The sequence below is a fragment of the Aquitalea sp. ASV11 genome (assembly GCF_016429185.1).
Taxonomy (GTDB): domain Bacteria; phylum Pseudomonadota; class Gammaproteobacteria; order Burkholderiales; family Chromobacteriaceae; genus Aquitalea; species Aquitalea pelogenes.
In genome coordinates, this window is sequence record NZ_JAELUD010000054.1 from 1 (window position 1) to 16,276 (window position 16,276).

Here is a 16,276-nt window from a genome sequence, read left to right on the forward strand (position 1 = left end):
GGACTGGCCCACATCCAGCACCCGCCAGCCATGGATATCCAGCCCGGCTTCCTGCAGGGCGGCATCCAGCTTCTGTCCACCGCGTGAGACAAAGCGGTCGGATGGGTCCGGTCGCACTTCCAGCGGCGTCCCGGCGGGAAACTTGCTGCTGGCCTTGCTGATGACCTGCCCGTTCAGGCTGACCCGGCCGGATTCCAGCAGGTGTTGGGCCGCCGTGCGCGAAGTGGCAAGTCCTTGTTCCACCAACAGAAGATCTACCCGCTTCATCCCGTTTTCCTTGCTTGCATTTCAAAAGGCGACAGGGTGGCCAGTCCGCTGCGGCCTGTCAAGCCTCACGCCGGTGCAAGGCCGTACTGCAAGTCGGTTTGGTGCCTTGCCGTGCTTGGTGCGATGATGTGCGCATTGCCATAAGGAGCACCGCCATGGACACACATCAACTGGATGCCGCCGAAGTACGCGTACTGGGCGCATTGGTCGAAAAACAGGCCCTGACGCCGGACAGCTACCCGCTGACGCTCAACAGCCTGTCAGCAGCCTGCAATCAGCTCACCAGTCGCGAACCGGTGATGCAACTGTCGGATGCCGACCTGAGCCGGGCGCTGGACAGCTTGCAGACCAGAAAACTGATTGCCGAGCGCCTGCCCGCCGGCAGCCGGGTGGCCAAGTACGAACACCGGCTGAACTATGAATGGAATATCGACGGCGCCAGACTGGCCGCCCTGGCCCTGCTGATGCTGCGCGGCCCGCAGACCAGCGCCGAAATCCGCACCCGAGCCGGGCGCGTATATGGTTTTGCCAGTGTGGAAGAAGTGGAAACCGCGCTGGAAGCACTGGCCGACAAATACCCGCCGCTGGTACAAAAGCTGGCACGGCAACCGGGCGAGCGCGAAGCGCGCTGGTGCCATTTGCTGAGTGGAGAACCGGTGCTGGCCGAAACGGTCAGCAGTGCGGTGATTGATGTCGGCCTGACCGGCCGTGTAGCGGCACTGGAAGCCGAAGTGACGGCACTCAAGGCGCGCCTGCAACAGCTGGAGCAAAGCCTGGGCGAATGACAGCCAGCCGTACCATGCACCATCCCCGCCACGGCATCAGCCGCTGCGGGGCTTTTTTCTGTCAGGCCGGAATGGCTTACCTGGGCTCGAAAATGGCATAGGTCTTGCGGGCAGGCTCCAGCACTTCCCACTCGCCTTCGAAACCGGCGGGAATGACGAAATGATCGCCAGCATACAGCTCGACACTGTCCCCTTGCAGGTCGGTCAGGCGGACATAGCCTTCCAGCAAGGTACAGAATTCGTGTTCGTGATATTTCACGCGCCAGCGTCCACAGCCGCCACTCCAGATACCGGCGTGAAACTGGCCGCTGGGGTCGGAATAGTGGTTCTCCACCGTCTGAGCGCATTCACCTTCCAGCTGCCGGTCTGCCGGGGCGTTGAATTGTTCAACCCGTACCGGGTTGCGCTGAAACACGATGATGTCACTGGCCTTGCCCATGTTTTTCGCTCCACTGAGAAATTATTTGATCAAATTTCTCACAAAGCGGACGCTGGCGCAATTGTCGCCAACGCACCAGCCTGGTGAAACAACGGGTCACAACAGGGCGGCGTGCTCAGGCAACAGGCGGCCCTTCATTGAGGCGCAGCTCCCAGTAGCCGACATCCAGCCAGCGTTCCGCCTTCCAGCCAACCTGGTGGAATGTCGCCACCTGCTGAAAACCCAGGCTCTGGTGCAGGGCAATGCTGCCGGGGTTGGGCAGGGCAATGCCGGCAATGGCCAGGTGCAGCCCCAGACCGCGCAAATGCTGCAACAGACTGCGGTACAGGCGCCCGCCCAGGCCCTGGCCGCGGGCCTCGGGAGCAAAGTACACCGAGGTTTCCACCGCATAGCGGTAAGCATGGCGTACCCGCCAGCGGGTGGCATAGGCATAGCCCAGCAACTCGCCGTGCAGTTCCACCACCAGCCAGGGCAGGCCTTGCTGCTCCACTTTTTCCAACCGTGCCACCATGTCCTCCACCGTCACCGCTTCTTCCTCGAAGCTGATGGTGCTGTCCAGCACATAGGGGTTGTAGATGGCCGCCATGGCCGTGGCATCTGCAGGTGTGGCGGGGCGGATCAGGATGTCACGACTCATGGCAAGGCTTTCGGGCGGACGGGGGTCTGCATGGCTTGCAAGAATCACGCCAGTCATGGTTACACCTGCCATTCCGGGAAGTACTGCTGGCGCAGGCGGCTCACATAGTCCACCAGATTGGGATACTGGCTGACCACCTGCCGACTGGGGGTGTCACCCAGCGTGGCCAGCAGGGCCGAGGCGACAAAGGCAAACACGGTGGCATCCAGCCAGCTTGGTGTCTCGCCAAGCATGTAGGGCTTGTCCGCCAGCAAGGTAGCCAAACTGGCGATATCCAGCTGCAGCAGACGCTGGCGTTCTGCCGTGCTGAAACGTCCCAGGCCCTGGCCGTGCAGATTGCCACGCACCTTGCGTCGGATCATGCGGATGACCATGCCGCGCAGCAAGAATGGCACGCGCTGGAAAAACACCCCCGGGCCACGGGCAAAAACCGCGTCATCCAGCCAGCGTTCATGCACCACACACCAGTACAGATGGTCGCTGCACAGGCACTCCACGCTCCAGGCGACGGCCTTGTCGGCATCGGACAGGCTGGCATCCAGCGTAATGCCGTATTGCTCGGCCAGATACAGGCGAATCAGGGTGGAGTCCGGCACCTGCGCACCGGCGTCGACGATATAAGGCAGCTTGCCCTTGGGCGCGGTACGCATGCTGCCGCGCTGCTTGCGGTAAGGCAGGCCGGAGAGCTTGAGCAGCATCTCGGCCTTGATGACAAAGGGGCTGGGGTCGGGCAGGCCGAATGCCGGTCCGAAGGTGTAAAGCGTGATCATGCAAGCTTCTCCACAGGGCGGGAATCGCCCAGACTAGCACTGCCGCCGGACAATAACGATGGCTTTAATCCATCAGTTGCTGATACAGGTACACCAGCACTCGCGCCAGTTCCGCCGCGGTCTGCTCCTGACCGGCATTGCCGGTATGGCCACCGGCATCGGTTTCCATCAACAAGGCCGGATGCCCCAGCGCCTGCATCTGCGCCACCATCTTGCGCGCATGGCCGGGGTGTACCCGGTCGTCGCGCGTGCTGGTGGTGAACAAGGGCAGCGGGTAGCGCGCAGCGGCTTGCAGTTGGTGATAGGGCGAATATGCCTGCAAGGCCGTTGCCTGCTGCGGATCTGCCGGGTCGCCATATTCGTCTATCCAGCTGGCACCGGCCAGCAGCTCGGTATAGCGCAGCATGTCCAGCAGCGGCACCTCGCACACCACTGCCTTGAACAATTCGGGCCGACGTACCATGCAGGCAGCCACCAGCAGGCCGCCATTACTGCCGCCTTCTATGCCCAGCTTGTCCGGGCTGGTCAGGCCGCTGCCAATCAAGGCCTCGGCCACGCTGCAGAAGTCATCAAACGACACCGGGCGCTTGATGCCCTGCGCGGCCTGATGCCAGCCGGGGCCGAATTCCCCGCCACCACGAATGCAGGCCAGCACGAAGGCACCGCCCTTTTCCAGCCAGTGCGCGCCGAAGTTTTCCACGTAGTAGGGCATCATCGGCACTTCAAAACCGCCATAGCCGTACAACAGCGTCGGGGTTTGGCCATCAAGTACCGTATCGCTGGCGCGCACCACGAAATAGGGAATGTCCACGCCATCGGGCGCGGTGGCCCAGCACTGCTCGGCCACAAAACGGCTGGCATCAAACGCAGCAGGCTGCTGGCGCAAGCAGTCCTGCTCGCCGGTGGCCACATTCAGCCGGTACAGGCCGGTAGGCGTGAGGAAGTCGCTGAAGCTGTAGCACAGCACATCACTGTTCCACGGCTGGTCGGCAAATTCGATCACCCCGCTGTCGGGCACCGGCAGGCTGCGGGCATGCCAGCGGTCATCCTGCCAGTCGAAAGCCAGCAGACGACTGCGCACATTGTCGATCAGGTTCACCACCACGCTGCTGCGGGTGGTTTCCACCGACTCCACCGCCAGTCTGGCAGCCGGAGCCACCAGTTGCTGAATGCGGCCTTCATCACCCAGCAGACATGTCAGTGGCACCGCCAGCAGACTGCCGGCGGCATGGGTTTTGTCCTGCCAGCACCAGTCTTCCGCCAGTTTGACGATGAACTGACCATGCAGATAAGCCTCGATATCCGCCTTGGGCGGCAAAGGCAGCGGGTGGGTCTGCAAGTCAGCGCCGATCAGGTGGTAAGTCTTGCTGTAAAAGCCGTCAGCTGCTTCGATCAGGTCCAGCCAGCCATCCGGCCCGTCCAGATAACGCCAGGCCGCCACCATCATGGCCTCCTGGTCCGCTACAAATAGCTGCTGCCATTGGTGCTGACCATCCACACCCCGCTCTACCAGCCACACTTCGCGCGGATAGCCGGAACGACTCAGTGGTGCGCCCTTCCAGCCGGGGCACACCAGCACGCTGTCGGGGTCGCGCCAGGCGATATGGTTTTTGCCGTGCGGAAAGCGAAAGCCCTGCTCCACCCAGCTGGCGGTTTCAAGATCGTATTCCCAGGCCAGGCTGGCATCGCCACCACCCTCGCTCAAGTGCACCAGCACGCGGGAGGGCTGCACCGTGCAGTGCGCCACTCCGTCCAGATACCAATCCTTGCCGGCAGCGGCGGCAATGGCATCCACGTCCAGCATGGTATGCCACTGCTGGCTGGCTGCCTGGTAGTCCGCCAGCGTGGTGCGGCGGTAAATGCCGCGCGGATGGTGTTCATCCTGATGAAAGTTGTACAGCCAGCCAGCGTGTTCGGAAAAGAAGGGAATCTGCCGGGTATCACGCAGATGGCTCAGGATTTCCTGGCGCAAGGGCGCATAGCGTTGATCAGCATCCAGTACCGCCTGGGTGTGCTTGTTTTGTGCGGCAACCCAGCTGTCTACGGCGGGGTCGTCCAGGCTTTCCAGCCACTGGTGGGTATCGGGGAGGTGAGACATGGGAGAACCAGAAATGCAAACAGGCGCACAGCTTAGCATCGACAGCCTGGCTTGCTGCAGCCACGTGAGGCTTGGTCACAACGCGATATCTGTCTTTGGTACGGTAGCAATCAATCAATTGACGTCTATGCGTTGTCTCACAGCGCTCATATTCAATTGTAATTTATTTAAAATAACAAGAAAATCATGTACTTAATCGCAGCATTTAAAATATGCAATTTAAAATTGAAAATTTAATTAAAAATAATAGTTTGTTTTTTAAATAACTGTTTAATGCCAGCTATTGCGCGATAGCACTGATAGGTCCTATAACTGCAGTAGAAATTTCTGAATTACTCAGGAAAAAATCTTAGCAAGGAGCTCATCATGAAAAAAATTATCGCTGTCGCCACTTTGACCTCCCTGTTGCTCGCTCAAGTAGCACTCGCCTCCACCGGCACCATCAACTTCCGTGGAGCCATTGTCAAATCCCCTTGTGTCATTCCGGCTGCCACCTGGGTGAGCTATGCGCAAAAGCCTGCCACCTACCGGATGGCACGCCAAGCGGCACCTACACCCTACTGCGCCGATGCCACGGCAACCCAATCGGTGCAGATCAGCCGGATTGTCACCACAGAAGATCGTACAGCCGATGCCCACAAGGAGACAGTCAGGAACATGGTGACCGTGGTCTATAACTGAGCCTGTCATATGAAACATGCTGATCAAACAAGCCAGCCCTCCTGCTTGGTGCAGGCTTGGTTTGCCAGTCAGTGCTGACGAATCCAGCGCGCCACCTTGTCCACCACTTCCGCTTCGATGCCGTTATAGCCATGCGCCGCCCACGGCTGGCACGGGTCGCCCTTGTCCACGCCACCATCCACCAGCAGCAATTCCTTGCTGCGGGATGATTGCAAGCCATCCAGCACCGGCTGAACGTTCTGATAAAGCGTCACCTTGCACTGGTCATGCAGGTGCTGCACCACCAGTACCGGCTGGGTCAGCTGCGGCAGGGCCAGGTCGGCCACACTGCCCCGATCGCGGTTGATGGTAGAGGTCAGCACCACGCCATCCACCTTGTCCTGCAGACGAATGGCCACGGCAGCTGCCGAGGTGGTACCACGGCTGGTGCCCACCAGCCATACCGGCACAGCAGCCCGCTGGCGCAAGGTGTCGATCACCACCGCAATGTCCTGTGCGTGTTCGGCACTGCTGCGAAAATCCCCCCGGTTGAGATTGTCCGGGTGGTCGGACGGCGCATCCACTACCGCCACCTGAAAGCCCTGTGCGGCCCACTGCTGGCGGGTACGCACCAGAAAATTACCGGCACCGGCATGCAGCTGGCCATCATCCCCCAGCCTGAGCACCCCTTCGCCGCCGGTAAACAGAATCAGGCTGGCCTGCGGTTTGCCTTCCGGTTCCAGCAGCAACATGCGCTGTGTCACCCCGGGACGGGTGGTGAGTGTGAGCATCTGCTCATCGGCCAGTGCGCTGCCGCAACACAATGCCAACAACAAGCTCAATACCGTTTTCATGTCGTCTTCCCTGTTTTGCCAGCAGCACCCGTCCCGGTCTGTCAGTCGCTCAATACCCGCTGGAACACCTCCAGCACCCGGTCGATGTCGCTGCGGCTGGTCTGCCAGTGCGTCACCAGCCGCATGCGGCCACCTTCGGGCGGATTGACCTTGATGCCGGCCACAGTCAGCGCGGCCATCAGTTCGCTGACATCAATATCGGCCAGAAAACGGAACCACACCATATTGATGTGAACATCGTCCAGTTCGACTTCGATGCAGGGCATGCCATGCAAGCGCTCTGCCAGATAGCGGGCATTGGCATGGTCCTCGCCCAGCCGCTGTGTCATCTCGGTGAGTGCCAGAATGCCCGGCGCGGCCAGCACGCCAGCCTGACGCCAGCCGCCGCCCAGCAACTTGCGCTTGTAACGGGCACGGGCGATGAAATCGGCCGAACCGGCCAGGATGGAACCCACCGGCGCGGCCAGCCCCTTGGACAGGCAGCACATCACCGTGTCGGCATGGCGGGTGATGTCCTGCACCTCACAGCCCAGATAGGTGGCGGCATTGAACACGCGCGCACCATCCAGATGCACCGGCACACCATGGCGGCGGGCAATGTCGGCAGTACGCTGCATGATGTCCAGCGGAATCACCCGGCCATTGCTGTGAGCGTTTTCCAGACAGATCAGCCCGGTTTGCGGCCAGTGGACGTCGTGGCCCACCCGGATACGCGCTGCGATTTCCTCCGGGTCCATCACCCCCTTGTCACCGGCAATGGTGCGCAACTGCACCCCGGCAATCACCGCCGCGCCGCCGGTTTCGTGCCACACGATATGGCAGTCGTCCCCCAGAATCACCTCGTTGCCGCGCTGGCAGTGGGTGAAGATGGCCAGCTGGTTGCCAAAGTTGCCGGTAGGCACAAACAGCGCGGCTTCCTTGCCCAGCAAGCGGGCGGCCAGGTTTTCCAGTTCGGCCACGGTCGGGTCGTCACCATACACATCGTCCCCCACCGCGGCATCGGCCATGGCCTGGCGCATGGCCGGGGTGGGCTGGGTGACGGTATCGCTGCGCATATCAATCCACTGCATGCTGTGCTCCTGCAAATGAAAGCGGCGGCCAGAGGGCCGCCGTGAAGGGAAATGCCAGATCAGGCCCTGCCTGATTGTGCCAGCAATCTGCTTGCCGGGGGTGATACACAAATTGTCGGCGTCACTCCATCAGGCTATTCGATAGGCCTGCTTCAATGCACTCACCCGCCGCTGGGCTGCCTGCATGGCGGTATGGGTCATCGAAATGTCGCTGCCGCACTGGCAGCGCAGACTGTGGTCGGGGGAGAGGGATTTCAGATGATGGCGGTTTTCATGACCGCATGCCACGCAGGCAATCACCACGGTGGCGTTGTAGTGCTTGTCCAGATCGATATCGAAACTCGGGTGCTTCATGGGGAACTCCCTTGAGATCACTCAGGCCGGCCCGGATCAGAGGAATGCCGACATGCATTCGTGACGGACCTATGCAGAAGAATAGGAAAGCATGCGGAAAGTTCCAGTAAATCAGCTGCTTGCTTTTTTCCGGGCAAACACTGGTCAGCCCCGGCGCTCTTGGTTATGCTTGGCCGTTTTTTGGTTCCGGATATACAGCAGATGTCGCACGACGCAGATCTTGACCGCCGCTTTGGCGGTATTGGCCGCCTGTATGGCCCCGATGCACTCAGCCGCTTTCAGGCAGCGCATGTCTGCGTGGTGGGGGTGGGTGGCGTGGGTTCCTGGGCGGTGGAGGCGCTGGCCCGCAGCGCAATCGGCCGTCTGACGCTGATTGATCTGGACAATATTGCCGAATCCAACACCAACCGCCAGTTGCCGGCGCTGGACCCGCACTACGGCATGGCCAAGGTGACGGCGCTGGCCGAACGCGTGCGCGCCATCAACCCGGCCTGCGTGGTGCAGGAAATCGAGGACTTCGTGACCGAAGACAATCTGGATGCCATGCTGGGCCAGGGCTTCGACTTCATCATCGACTGCATCGACAACCTGCGGGTCAAGACTGCCATGGCCGCCTGGTGCGTGCGCCGTCGCCAGCCGTTCATCGTGTCCGGCGGTGCCGGTGGTCAGATGGACCCCACCCTGATCAAGCTGGCCGACCTGGGTGAGGTGACTTACGACCCGCTGTTGTCCAAACTGCGCTATAACTTGCGCCGTTATCACGGTTTTCCGCGCGATGCCGGCAAGAAGCTGCATGTTCCCTGCGTGTTCTCTACCGAACAGCTGGTTTATCCCGACACGCAAAGCTGCGATGCCGACAGCGCCCGTGGCCCGCAAGGCCTGTCCTGCGCCGGCTTTGGTGCCGGCATGGTGGTGACCGCCAGCTTCGGGCTGGTGGCGGTGTCCCATGCCTTGAAGCAATTGGCCAAGGCCAAAAAGAAACACTGAAGCACCCGGCAGACAATAAAAAACGCCCGGCATGGCAACAGGCCGGGCGTTTGTTTTTTCAGAGCGGAATCAAGCCAGCAGGCAGGAACTCTGGCTCTGCGCGCTAATACGGCGCAACTGGATGGTTTCCTTGCTGCAACGCTCTTCGGCCTGCGGACAACGGGTGCGGAACACGCAGCCGGACGGCGGGTTGATCGGGCTGGGCAGATCACCTTGCAGGATCTGGATCACCTTGCCCTTTTCCAGCTTCGGGTCCGGGATGGGAATGGCCGACAGCAGCGCGCGGGTGTAAGGGTGGGCAGGCGCGTCATACAGGGCATGCTTTTGCGCCAACTCCATCTCGCGGCCCAGATACATCACCAGGATGCGGTCGGAGATATGCTTCACCACCGCCAGGTCGTGGGCGATGAAGATCAGCGCCAGGCCCATCTCGCGCTGCAGTTCCTTCAGCAGGTTGATGATCTGCGCCTGGATAGACACGTCTAGCGCCGACACCGGCTCGTCGCAGATGATCAGCTTGGGTTCCAGAATCAGCGCGCGGGCAATGCCGATACGCTGGCACTGGCCGCCGGAAAATTCGTGCGGATAGCGGTTGATCATCTGCTCGCGCAGGCCCACCTTGCGCATCATGCTGCGCACGCGCTGCATGATGTCCTCGGCGGACAGCTCCGGCTTGTGCACGCGCAGCGGTTCGCCAATGATCTGGGCGACTGTCATGCGCGGGTTGAGCGAGGCCAGTGGATCCTGGAAGATCATCTGGATATCCTTGCGCACTGCATGCCAGTCCTGCGCGCTGCCACGGGTGAGGTCCTTGCCCATCCACACGATTTCACCAGCGGTGGCCGGAATCAGGTTGAGGATGGCGCGCGACAACGTGGACTTGCCACAGCCGGACTCGCCCACCACACCCAGGGTTTCACCGGCGTAGAGGTCGAAGCTGACCCCGTCCACCGCCTTGAGCGTGCGTTTGGCGCTCCACGGCCAGCGGCCATCGCCCTTCACCTGAAAATGCACTTTGACATCACGTACCGACAGAATCGGCTGCTTGGCTTGTTCAGACATGTGCCACCTCCTGTGCGGCCAGCTGCAATTCGGCGACCGGTTTGTGACAGGCGCGCAATACCTGCGGGTTGGCGCTGCTGGCGGCCAGTGCAGGCAGTTCGTCGGCGCAGCGGCTGCTGGCGTGGGTGCAACGCTCGGAGAACGGGCAGCCCTTGGGCATGTGCGCCATATTGGGCGGATTGCCCGGAATGCTCACCAGCTCGCTGCCGTCGTGGTCCAGCCGCGGCAAGGCGCCCAGCAGGCCGATGGTGTAGGGGTGGCTGGGCTGATAAAAGATGTTGTCAGCAGTGCCGTATTCCATGACGCGGCCGCCATACATCACCATCACTTTTTCGCACAGGCCGGCCACCACGCCCAGATCGTGGGTGATCATCACGATGGAGGTGCCGAAATCACGCTGCAGGTCTTTGAGCAGGGTGAGGATCTGCGCCTGTACCGTCACGTCCAGCGCGGTGGTGGGTTCGTCGGCGATCAGCACTTCCGGCTCGCACAGCAGAGCCATGGCAATCATCACCCGCTGGCGCATGCCGCCGGAAAATTCGTGCGGATACATATTGATGCGACGCGCGGCTTCCGGAATACGCACCGCGTCCAGCAGCTCGATGGCGCGCTTTTTCGCATCGCGACGGCTGATGCCCTTGTGCAGCTCCAGCACCTCGGTCATCTGGCGCTCTACCGTCAGATAGGGGTTGAGCGAGGTCATCGGGTCCTGGAAGATCATTGCCAGCCGGTCACCGCGAATGCGGTTGAGTTCGGTCGGGCTCATGGCCAGCAGGTTCTGGCCCTGATACAGCGCCTCACCGGTGGTTTTGCCGTTACGCGCCAGCAGGCCCATCATGGCCAGTACGGTCTGGCTCTTGCCGGAACCCGATTCGCCGACTATGCCCAGGGTCTGGCCCTTTTCCAGCTCGAAGCTGACGCCGTTGACGGCGCTGACCACGCCGTCGTTGGTCTGGAACTGTACGCCCAGATTACTTACTTTCAGTAGACTCATCTGTTGCTACCTCAACGATCTTTCGGATCGAGCGCATCGCGCAGGCCGTCGCCGATATAGTTGGCGCAATACAGGGTGACCGACAGCATGCCGGCCGGGAACAGCAGAATCCACGGGCTGGCATCCATCACCCCGGCCCCGTCCTGGATCAGCACGCCCCAGCTGGTCATCGGCTCCTGCACCCCCAGGCCCAGGAAGGACAACACCGATTCGGTGAGAATCACACCCGGCACGGTGACGGTGGTGTAGATCACCACGATGCCCAACAGATTGGGCACGATGTGGCGGAAGATGATCTTGGGGGTGGATACGCCGATGGCGTGGGCCGCCTCGACATATTCCTTGGACTTGATCGCCAGCGTCTGGCCGCGCACCACCCGTGCCATGTCCATCCAGGAGAACACGGTAATGGTGAGCACCACCAGGTAGAAGTCACGGCCCAGCAGGGTCACCATCAGGATGGCAATCAGCAGGTAGGGCACGGCATACATCATGTCGACGATACGCATCATCAGCGCATCCACCTTGCCGCCCATGAAGCCGGCCGTCGCACCCCAGACAATGCCCAGCGCCACCGAGGCAATGGTGGCCAGCGCGCCCACCATCAGCGAAATGCGCCCGCCAATCAGGCAGCGCACCAGCAGGTCACGCCCCAGCGCATCGGTACCGAACCAGTGGGTATTCACCAGCGTCGGGGAGATGCCCATCGCATCCCAGTCGGTGTCTTCATAAGTGTGTGGCAGCACCATCGGCCCGAACACACAGGCCAGGGTAATGAAGGCCAGCACGATCAGGCTGAGCACAGCCGCCTTGTTGCGGAAAAAGCGCAACCGCGCGTCGCGCCACAGGCTGCGGCCTTCTACGGCGGCATCGGTGAGGCCATTGTCCAGCGCAGCCGTCATGGCTTTCTGTTTGCTTTGCATCATGATTTTGCTCCCGCTCAGTAGCGAATCTTCGGGTCCAGCAGCGCATAGGCCAGATCCACGAGCAGGTTGAGAACAACGGTAATCACCGTCACCAGCACTACCAGGCCAAGCACCAGGGTGTAGTCGCGGTTGGCCGCACCATTGACGATGAGCTTGCCAAGGCCAGGCAGGCCGAACACGGTTTCGGTCACTACCGCAGCGGTAATCGAGGAAATGGCCAGCGGGCCGATTACCGACACCACCGGCATCAAGGCCGGCTTGAGCGCATGACGCAGCACGATGGTGCGCATGGGCAGGCCCTTGGCGCGGGCGGTACGGATGAAGTTGCTGCCCAGTACCTCGATCATGCTGCCGCGCATCACGCGGCCGATGGTGGAGATGTTGATGAACACCAGCAGGGCAATCGGCAGCACCATGTAGCGCAGCGAGAAATCATCCCAGCCGCCAGCGGGCAGCCATTCCAGGCCGATGGCAAACACCATCACCAGCACCGGGCCCAGCACGAAGGACGGAAAAGCGCCGCCGATATTGCCCAGCAGCATCACCAGATAGTCGATCAGGCTGTTCTGGCGCAGTGCGGCCACAATGCCCAGCGCCACGCCGATGAACAGGGAAATCACGATGGCACCGCCACCGATGGCGGCAGACACCGGCAGGGCCTTGCCCACCAGATCGTTCACGCTCCAGTCGGCATAGCGGAAGGAAGCACCCAGATCACCCTGCAACAGGCTCTTGATGTAATACAGGTATTGCTGCCACAAGGGCAGGTCGAGATGGTATTTGGCCTGCAGATTGGCCAGCACGGCAGCAGACACCTTGCGTTCCCCGTCAAACGGGCCGCCCGGGGTCAGGTGCAGCAGCAAATAGCAAACGGTAATGACGGCCAGCAGTGTGGGAATGGTCGCCAGCACGCGTCGGAAAGTATAGGACCACATGGGGATACTCCAGCCAGGCTCGTCCGCCAGTGCAGCACACGTCTTGTGAACATGGCTGTACGGCAAGGCCGCGCCGGCATGATGCGCTACATCACAAGCCGGATGTCCGTCTGGCGGACATCCGGCCTCTGTTCAACCGGGGGCCGCAGCCCCCTCCTCTTGCATCACTCAGTCAAGCGCAAGGCTTAGTGCTGGATGATGTAGAGGTCCTTGCCGCGGTAGCGGTCCATCGGGTTCTTGCCGTAGCCACCCACATAGGACTTCACCAGACGCGGTGCGGTGTATTGCAGCAGCGGGATCATCGGATAGTCATCCATGATCATCTTCACAGCCTGGGTGAACAGTTGCTTGCGCTTGGCCTGATCGGTGGTATCGCTACCCTGCTTGATCAATGCTTCGGCCTTGGCATTGCAGTTCTTGTTGTCGTTCTGGTCGTTGTCACACTGCACCAGCGCCAGGAAGGTGGTGGCGTCGTTGTAGTCAGCCACCCAGCCGTTACGGGCGATCTGGTAATCGGCATCGTGACGCTTCTTCAGCAACACCTTGAATTCCAGGCTTTCCAGCTCGGTATTCAGGCCCAGCTTGGATTTCCATTCGGAAGCGGCAAAGATGGCCATCTTCTTGTGGTAGTCACTGGTGTTGTAGGCAAACTTCAGCTTGGTGCCAGGCTGTACACCGGCCTGGGCCAGCAGCTTCTTGGCCTCTTCCACCCGCTTGGCCATCGGCCATTTTGCCCAGTCGTAGCTGGTAACATCCGCACCGGCAGTACCGGCCACGATGGCGCTGTAGGCCGGAGCCTGACCGTCGGCAGTCACTTTCTTGGCCAGGATGTCACGGTCGATCACCATGGACAGTGCCTTGCGTACGCGCACGTCTTTCAGCAGCGGGTCCTTGTTGTTCAGCGAGTAGTAACGCAGGCCCAGGAAAGGCGCATTGCGGATTTCCTTCGGATACTGGGCCTTGTACTTGTCGTAAGTGCCGGACGGCAGTTCCAGTACCCAGTCGTTTTCGCCGGATTCATACAGCTTCACGTCGGCGTTGTGGTCTTCAATCGGCAGATAGGTAATCTTGCCCAGCTGCACGTTCTTCACGTCCCAGTACTGGGCATTCTTTTCCACTACCACCTTGCTGTTGACCTGCCAGTCCTTCAGCGCGAAAGCGCCGTTGGACACCATCTTGCCCGGCTTGGTCCAGTCCTTGCCAAACTTGTCGATGGTGGCCTTGGGCAGCGGTGCCAGCTGGGTGTTGGCGACCAGCGACGGCATGAACGGCACCGGGTACGGGGTTTGTACTTCCAGCGTGTACTTGTCCACGGCCTTCACGCCCAGGCTGGAGGCCGGTTTCTTGCCTTCGGTGATTTCCTTGCCGTTGAGGATGAAGATGCCGTAGGTAGAGGCATAGGGAGATGCAGTCTTGGGCTCGACAAAACGCTGCCAGCCATAGACGAAATCGCTCGCGGTCACCGCGGAACCATCCGACCACTTGGCATTCTTGCGCAGCTTGAATACCCAGGTGGTGGGGCTGGTCTGCTTCCAGGACTCGGCCACGCCCGGCACCACCTTGCCAAAGCTGTCGGTGGCGGTCAGGCCTTCAAACAGGTCGGCGGTAATGATGTTGGCCGGTACCGATTCGGCCAGTACCGGGTCTAGCGACTCGGGCTCGGAACCGGTGTTACGGGTAAGTTCCTGCTTGGCAGCCAGTTTGACACCAGCCGGTACCTGCGCGGCCAGCGCCAGGCCAGAGCAAGCAGCCAGCGCCAGTGCCACTGCGGATGCGGTAATACGGAGCGATTTATTGTGATGCATTCGCCTATTCTCCTGTTCTGTAGAGCCCCGCTTATTGCGGGTGTGTAATTGGCCCGGATTATGTCCGGCATTTTCCGTTTGACTGTCCGAAACGGACGGGAAATTATGCGCCAGCGCTTTTGCAATTCTCAAGCCTCACCAGAAACAATATGACAATCGTTTTGTAAAATCCGTGTCATTTCAACGACTAGGCCTTAATTTCCAGCATTTTTGCGCAATATTTCCGCAGTAACAGCAACTATTCTCACCCAGCCCATGAGTAATGGTATTGGCAGGTATTAATATCTTGCATACATGGCTTATTTAAATGGCAGCCTGCCCGGCAGCACCCATCCAATATCCACGCTTTATACCTTCGGCATTTATTAGGCCGCTCATCAGCCTCATCGGGGCGTAGTCAAAAAAACATGGAAATACCCTGCAAAGCCTGATGGTGCGTGACTGGCAAGGTAGCCATCCCGACACACCGGCAAGCCTCTCGACTTGGACAAACTGTCTGACAACCCGGCAAGCACAATAAAAAAAGCTCCCTTGCGGGAGCTTTTTCGACTCTGGCCAAGCGGGACTGACTTCAGTCCTGCATGCGCCAGTGAATGGCTTCGCCCGCGCGCAGCGGCACCAGCACATCGTCGCCATAGGCCAGTTCGGCTGGCACGGTCCAGCTTTCCTTCACCAGGGTGATGGTGTCGGCATTGGGGGCCAAGCCATAGAAGGCCGGGCCGTTCAGGCTGGCAAAGGCTTCCAGCTTGTCCAGCGCGCCGGCCGCTTCGAAGGCTTCGGCATACAGCTCGATGGCGGCATTGGCGGTGTACATGCCGGCACAGCCGCAGGCGGCTTCCTTGGCGTGACGTGCATGCGGCGCGCTGTCGGTGCCGAGGAAGAACTTGGCCGAACCGGAGGTGGCAGCCTGCACCAGCGCCTGGCGGTGCAGCTCGCGCTTGAGCACCGGTAGACAGTAATGATGCGGGCGGATGCCGCCAACGAAGATGGCATTGCGGTTCATCAGCAGGTGATGCGCGGTGATGGTTGCGGCGATGTTGTCCGGCGCGCTGGCCACGTATTCGGCGGCATCCTTGGTGGTGATGTGCTCGAACACCACGCGCAAGGACGGCAGGCGGGCCAGCAGCGGCTGGAATACCTGTTCGATGAACACCGCTTCGCGGTCGAAGATGTCGATGGCGGAATCCGTCACTTCACCATGCACCAGCAGCGGCATGCCGCATTCGGCCATGGCTTCCAGCGCGGGCATGGCTTTGGCTATGCTGCTGACACCAAAGTCCGAATTGGTGGTGGCACCGGCCGGATACAGCTTGATGCCATGCACGAAACCGCTGGCGCGTGCCTTGCGCACTTCTTCGGCACTGGTATTGTCGGTGAGGTAAAGCGTCATCAGCGGTTCGAAACGGCTACCGGCCGGCAGTGCGGCCAGAATGCGCTCACGGTAGGCGGCGGCAGCTTCCACCGTGGTCACCGGCGGTTTCAGGTTCGGCATGATGATGGCACGGCCCATCTGGCGGGCGGTGTCGGGTAGTACGGCAGCCAGCGCTGCGCCATCGCGCAGGTGCAGGTGCCAGTCGTCGGGGCGGATCAGGGTCAGTGTCGTCATGCGCTCGGGCTCTATGTCGGGTCTATG

At 60.8% G+C, this 16,276-nt stretch carries 17 protein-coding genes; 3 read left to right on the forward strand and 14 right to left on the reverse strand.

What is annotated here, in order from left to right:
• Window positions 1-267 (reverse strand): S4 domain-containing protein (locus tag JHD62_RS15660; RefSeq protein ID WP_255522964.1); only part of this gene is annotated, 267 nt, incomplete at its 3' end.
• A gap of 155 nt (window positions 268-422) precedes the next feature.
• On the opposite strand from JHD62_RS15660, the gene JHD62_RS15665 reads away from it, so the two are divergent.
• Window positions 423-1,052, forward strand: a complete 630-nt coding sequence (locus JHD62_RS15665; RefSeq protein WP_199103703.1) for a YceH family protein — start codon at window positions 423-425, stop codon at window positions 1,050-1,052.
• A gap of 76 nt (window positions 1,053-1,128) precedes the next feature.
• Here JHD62_RS15665 and JHD62_RS15670 read toward each other — a convergent pair whose 3' ends face one another.
• The 4 genes from JHD62_RS15670 to JHD62_RS15685 form a co-directional block, all read right to left on the reverse strand.
• On the reverse strand, window positions 1,129-1,491 hold the full coding sequence (locus JHD62_RS15670) for a cupin domain-containing protein (protein ID WP_045846465.1): 363 nt from the start codon (window positions 1,489-1,491) through the stop codon (window positions 1,129-1,131).
• Window positions 1,492-1,606: 115 nt separating this feature from the next.
• Entirely contained in the window at window positions 1,607-2,128 is a 522-nt protein-coding gene (locus JHD62_RS15675) for an arsinothricin resistance N-acetyltransferase ArsN1 family B (RefSeq protein ID WP_199103704.1), read from the reverse strand.
• A 59-nt stretch (window positions 2,129-2,187) separates the two neighbouring features.
• Window positions 2,188-2,898, reverse strand: a complete 711-nt coding sequence (locus JHD62_RS15680) for a glutathione S-transferase C-terminal domain-containing protein (protein ID WP_199103705.1) — start codon at window positions 2,896-2,898, stop codon at window positions 2,188-2,190.
• Between the two features lie 64 nt (window positions 2,899-2,962).
• Window positions 2,963-4,996, reverse strand: coding sequence for a prolyl oligopeptidase family protein (locus JHD62_RS15685; protein ID WP_199103706.1), 2,034 nt, complete (start codon window positions 4,994-4,996; stop codon window positions 2,963-2,965).
• A gap of 366 nt (window positions 4,997-5,362) precedes the next feature.
• Here JHD62_RS15685 and JHD62_RS15690 point away from each other — a divergent pair, with 366 nt between their 5' ends.
• Window positions 5,363-5,677 (forward strand): hypothetical protein, encoded by a 315-nt coding sequence (locus JHD62_RS15690; protein ID WP_199103707.1) that lies wholly within the window; start codon window positions 5,363-5,365, stop codon window positions 5,675-5,677.
• A 68-nt stretch (window positions 5,678-5,745) separates the two neighbouring features.
• On the opposite strand, the gene JHD62_RS15695 is transcribed toward JHD62_RS15690, so the two are convergent.
• From JHD62_RS15695 to JHD62_RS15705, 3 genes are all read right to left on the reverse strand, one after another.
• Window positions 5,746-6,510 carry an alpha/beta hydrolase gene (locus JHD62_RS15695; RefSeq protein ID WP_199103708.1) on the reverse strand — a complete coding sequence of 255 codons (765 nt, stop codon included), beginning with the start codon at window positions 6,508-6,510 and terminating at the stop codon, window positions 5,746-5,748.
• A gap of 41 nt (window positions 6,511-6,551) precedes the next feature.
• Window positions 6,552-7,580 (reverse strand): low-specificity L-threonine aldolase, encoded by a 1,029-nt coding sequence (gene ltaE / locus JHD62_RS15700; protein ID WP_199103709.1) that lies wholly within the window; start codon window positions 7,578-7,580, stop codon window positions 6,552-6,554.
• A 129-nt stretch (window positions 7,581-7,709) separates the two neighbouring features.
• Window positions 7,710-7,934, reverse strand: coding sequence for a hypothetical protein (locus JHD62_RS15705; protein WP_045846471.1), 225 nt, complete (start codon window positions 7,932-7,934; stop codon window positions 7,710-7,712).
• A gap of 201 nt (window positions 7,935-8,135) precedes the next feature.
• On the opposite strand from JHD62_RS15705, the gene JHD62_RS15710 reads away from it, so the two are divergent.
• Window positions 8,136-8,921 carry a ThiF family adenylyltransferase gene (locus JHD62_RS15710; protein WP_199103710.1) on the forward strand — a complete coding sequence of 262 codons (786 nt, stop codon included), beginning with the start codon at window positions 8,136-8,138 and terminating at the stop codon, window positions 8,919-8,921.
• Window positions 8,922-8,990: 69 nt separating this feature from the next.
• Here JHD62_RS15710 and oppF read toward each other — a convergent pair whose 3' ends face one another.
• From oppF to pyrC, 6 genes are all read right to left on the reverse strand, one after another.
• Window positions 8,991-9,983, reverse strand: a complete 993-nt coding sequence (gene oppF, locus JHD62_RS15715) for a murein tripeptide/oligopeptide ABC transporter ATP binding protein OppF (protein ID WP_199103711.1) — start codon at window positions 9,981-9,983, stop codon at window positions 8,991-8,993.
• Window positions 9,976-10,977, reverse strand: coding sequence for an oligopeptide/dipeptide ABC transporter ATP-binding protein (locus tag JHD62_RS15720; protein WP_199103712.1), 1,002 nt, complete (start codon window positions 10,975-10,977; stop codon window positions 9,976-9,978). The genes oppF and JHD62_RS15720 overlap by 8 nt, the downstream gene beginning before the upstream one ends.
• Window positions 10,978-10,988: 11 nt before the next feature.
• Window positions 10,989-11,903, reverse strand: a complete 915-nt coding sequence (locus tag JHD62_RS15725; protein WP_082696008.1) for an ABC transporter permease subunit — start codon at window positions 11,901-11,903, stop codon at window positions 10,989-10,991.
• A gap of 14 nt (window positions 11,904-11,917) precedes the next feature.
• Entirely contained in the window at window positions 11,918-12,838 is a 921-nt protein-coding gene (gene oppB / locus JHD62_RS15730; RefSeq protein ID WP_089082923.1) for an oligopeptide ABC transporter permease OppB, read from the reverse strand.
• 185 nt (window positions 12,839-13,023) lie between these two features.
• The gene (locus JHD62_RS15735; RefSeq protein ID WP_199103713.1) at window positions 13,024-14,643 is read right to left on the reverse strand and encodes a peptide ABC transporter substrate-binding protein; all 1,620 of its coding nucleotides are present in this window, start codon (window positions 14,641-14,643) and stop codon (window positions 13,024-13,026) included.
• A gap of 571 nt (window positions 14,644-15,214) precedes the next feature.
• The gene (gene pyrC / locus JHD62_RS15740) at window positions 15,215-16,249 is read right to left on the reverse strand and encodes a dihydroorotase (RefSeq protein ID WP_199103714.1); all 1,035 of its coding nucleotides are present in this window, start codon (window positions 16,247-16,249) and stop codon (window positions 15,215-15,217) included.
• Window positions 16,250-16,276 lie beyond the last annotated feature (27 nt).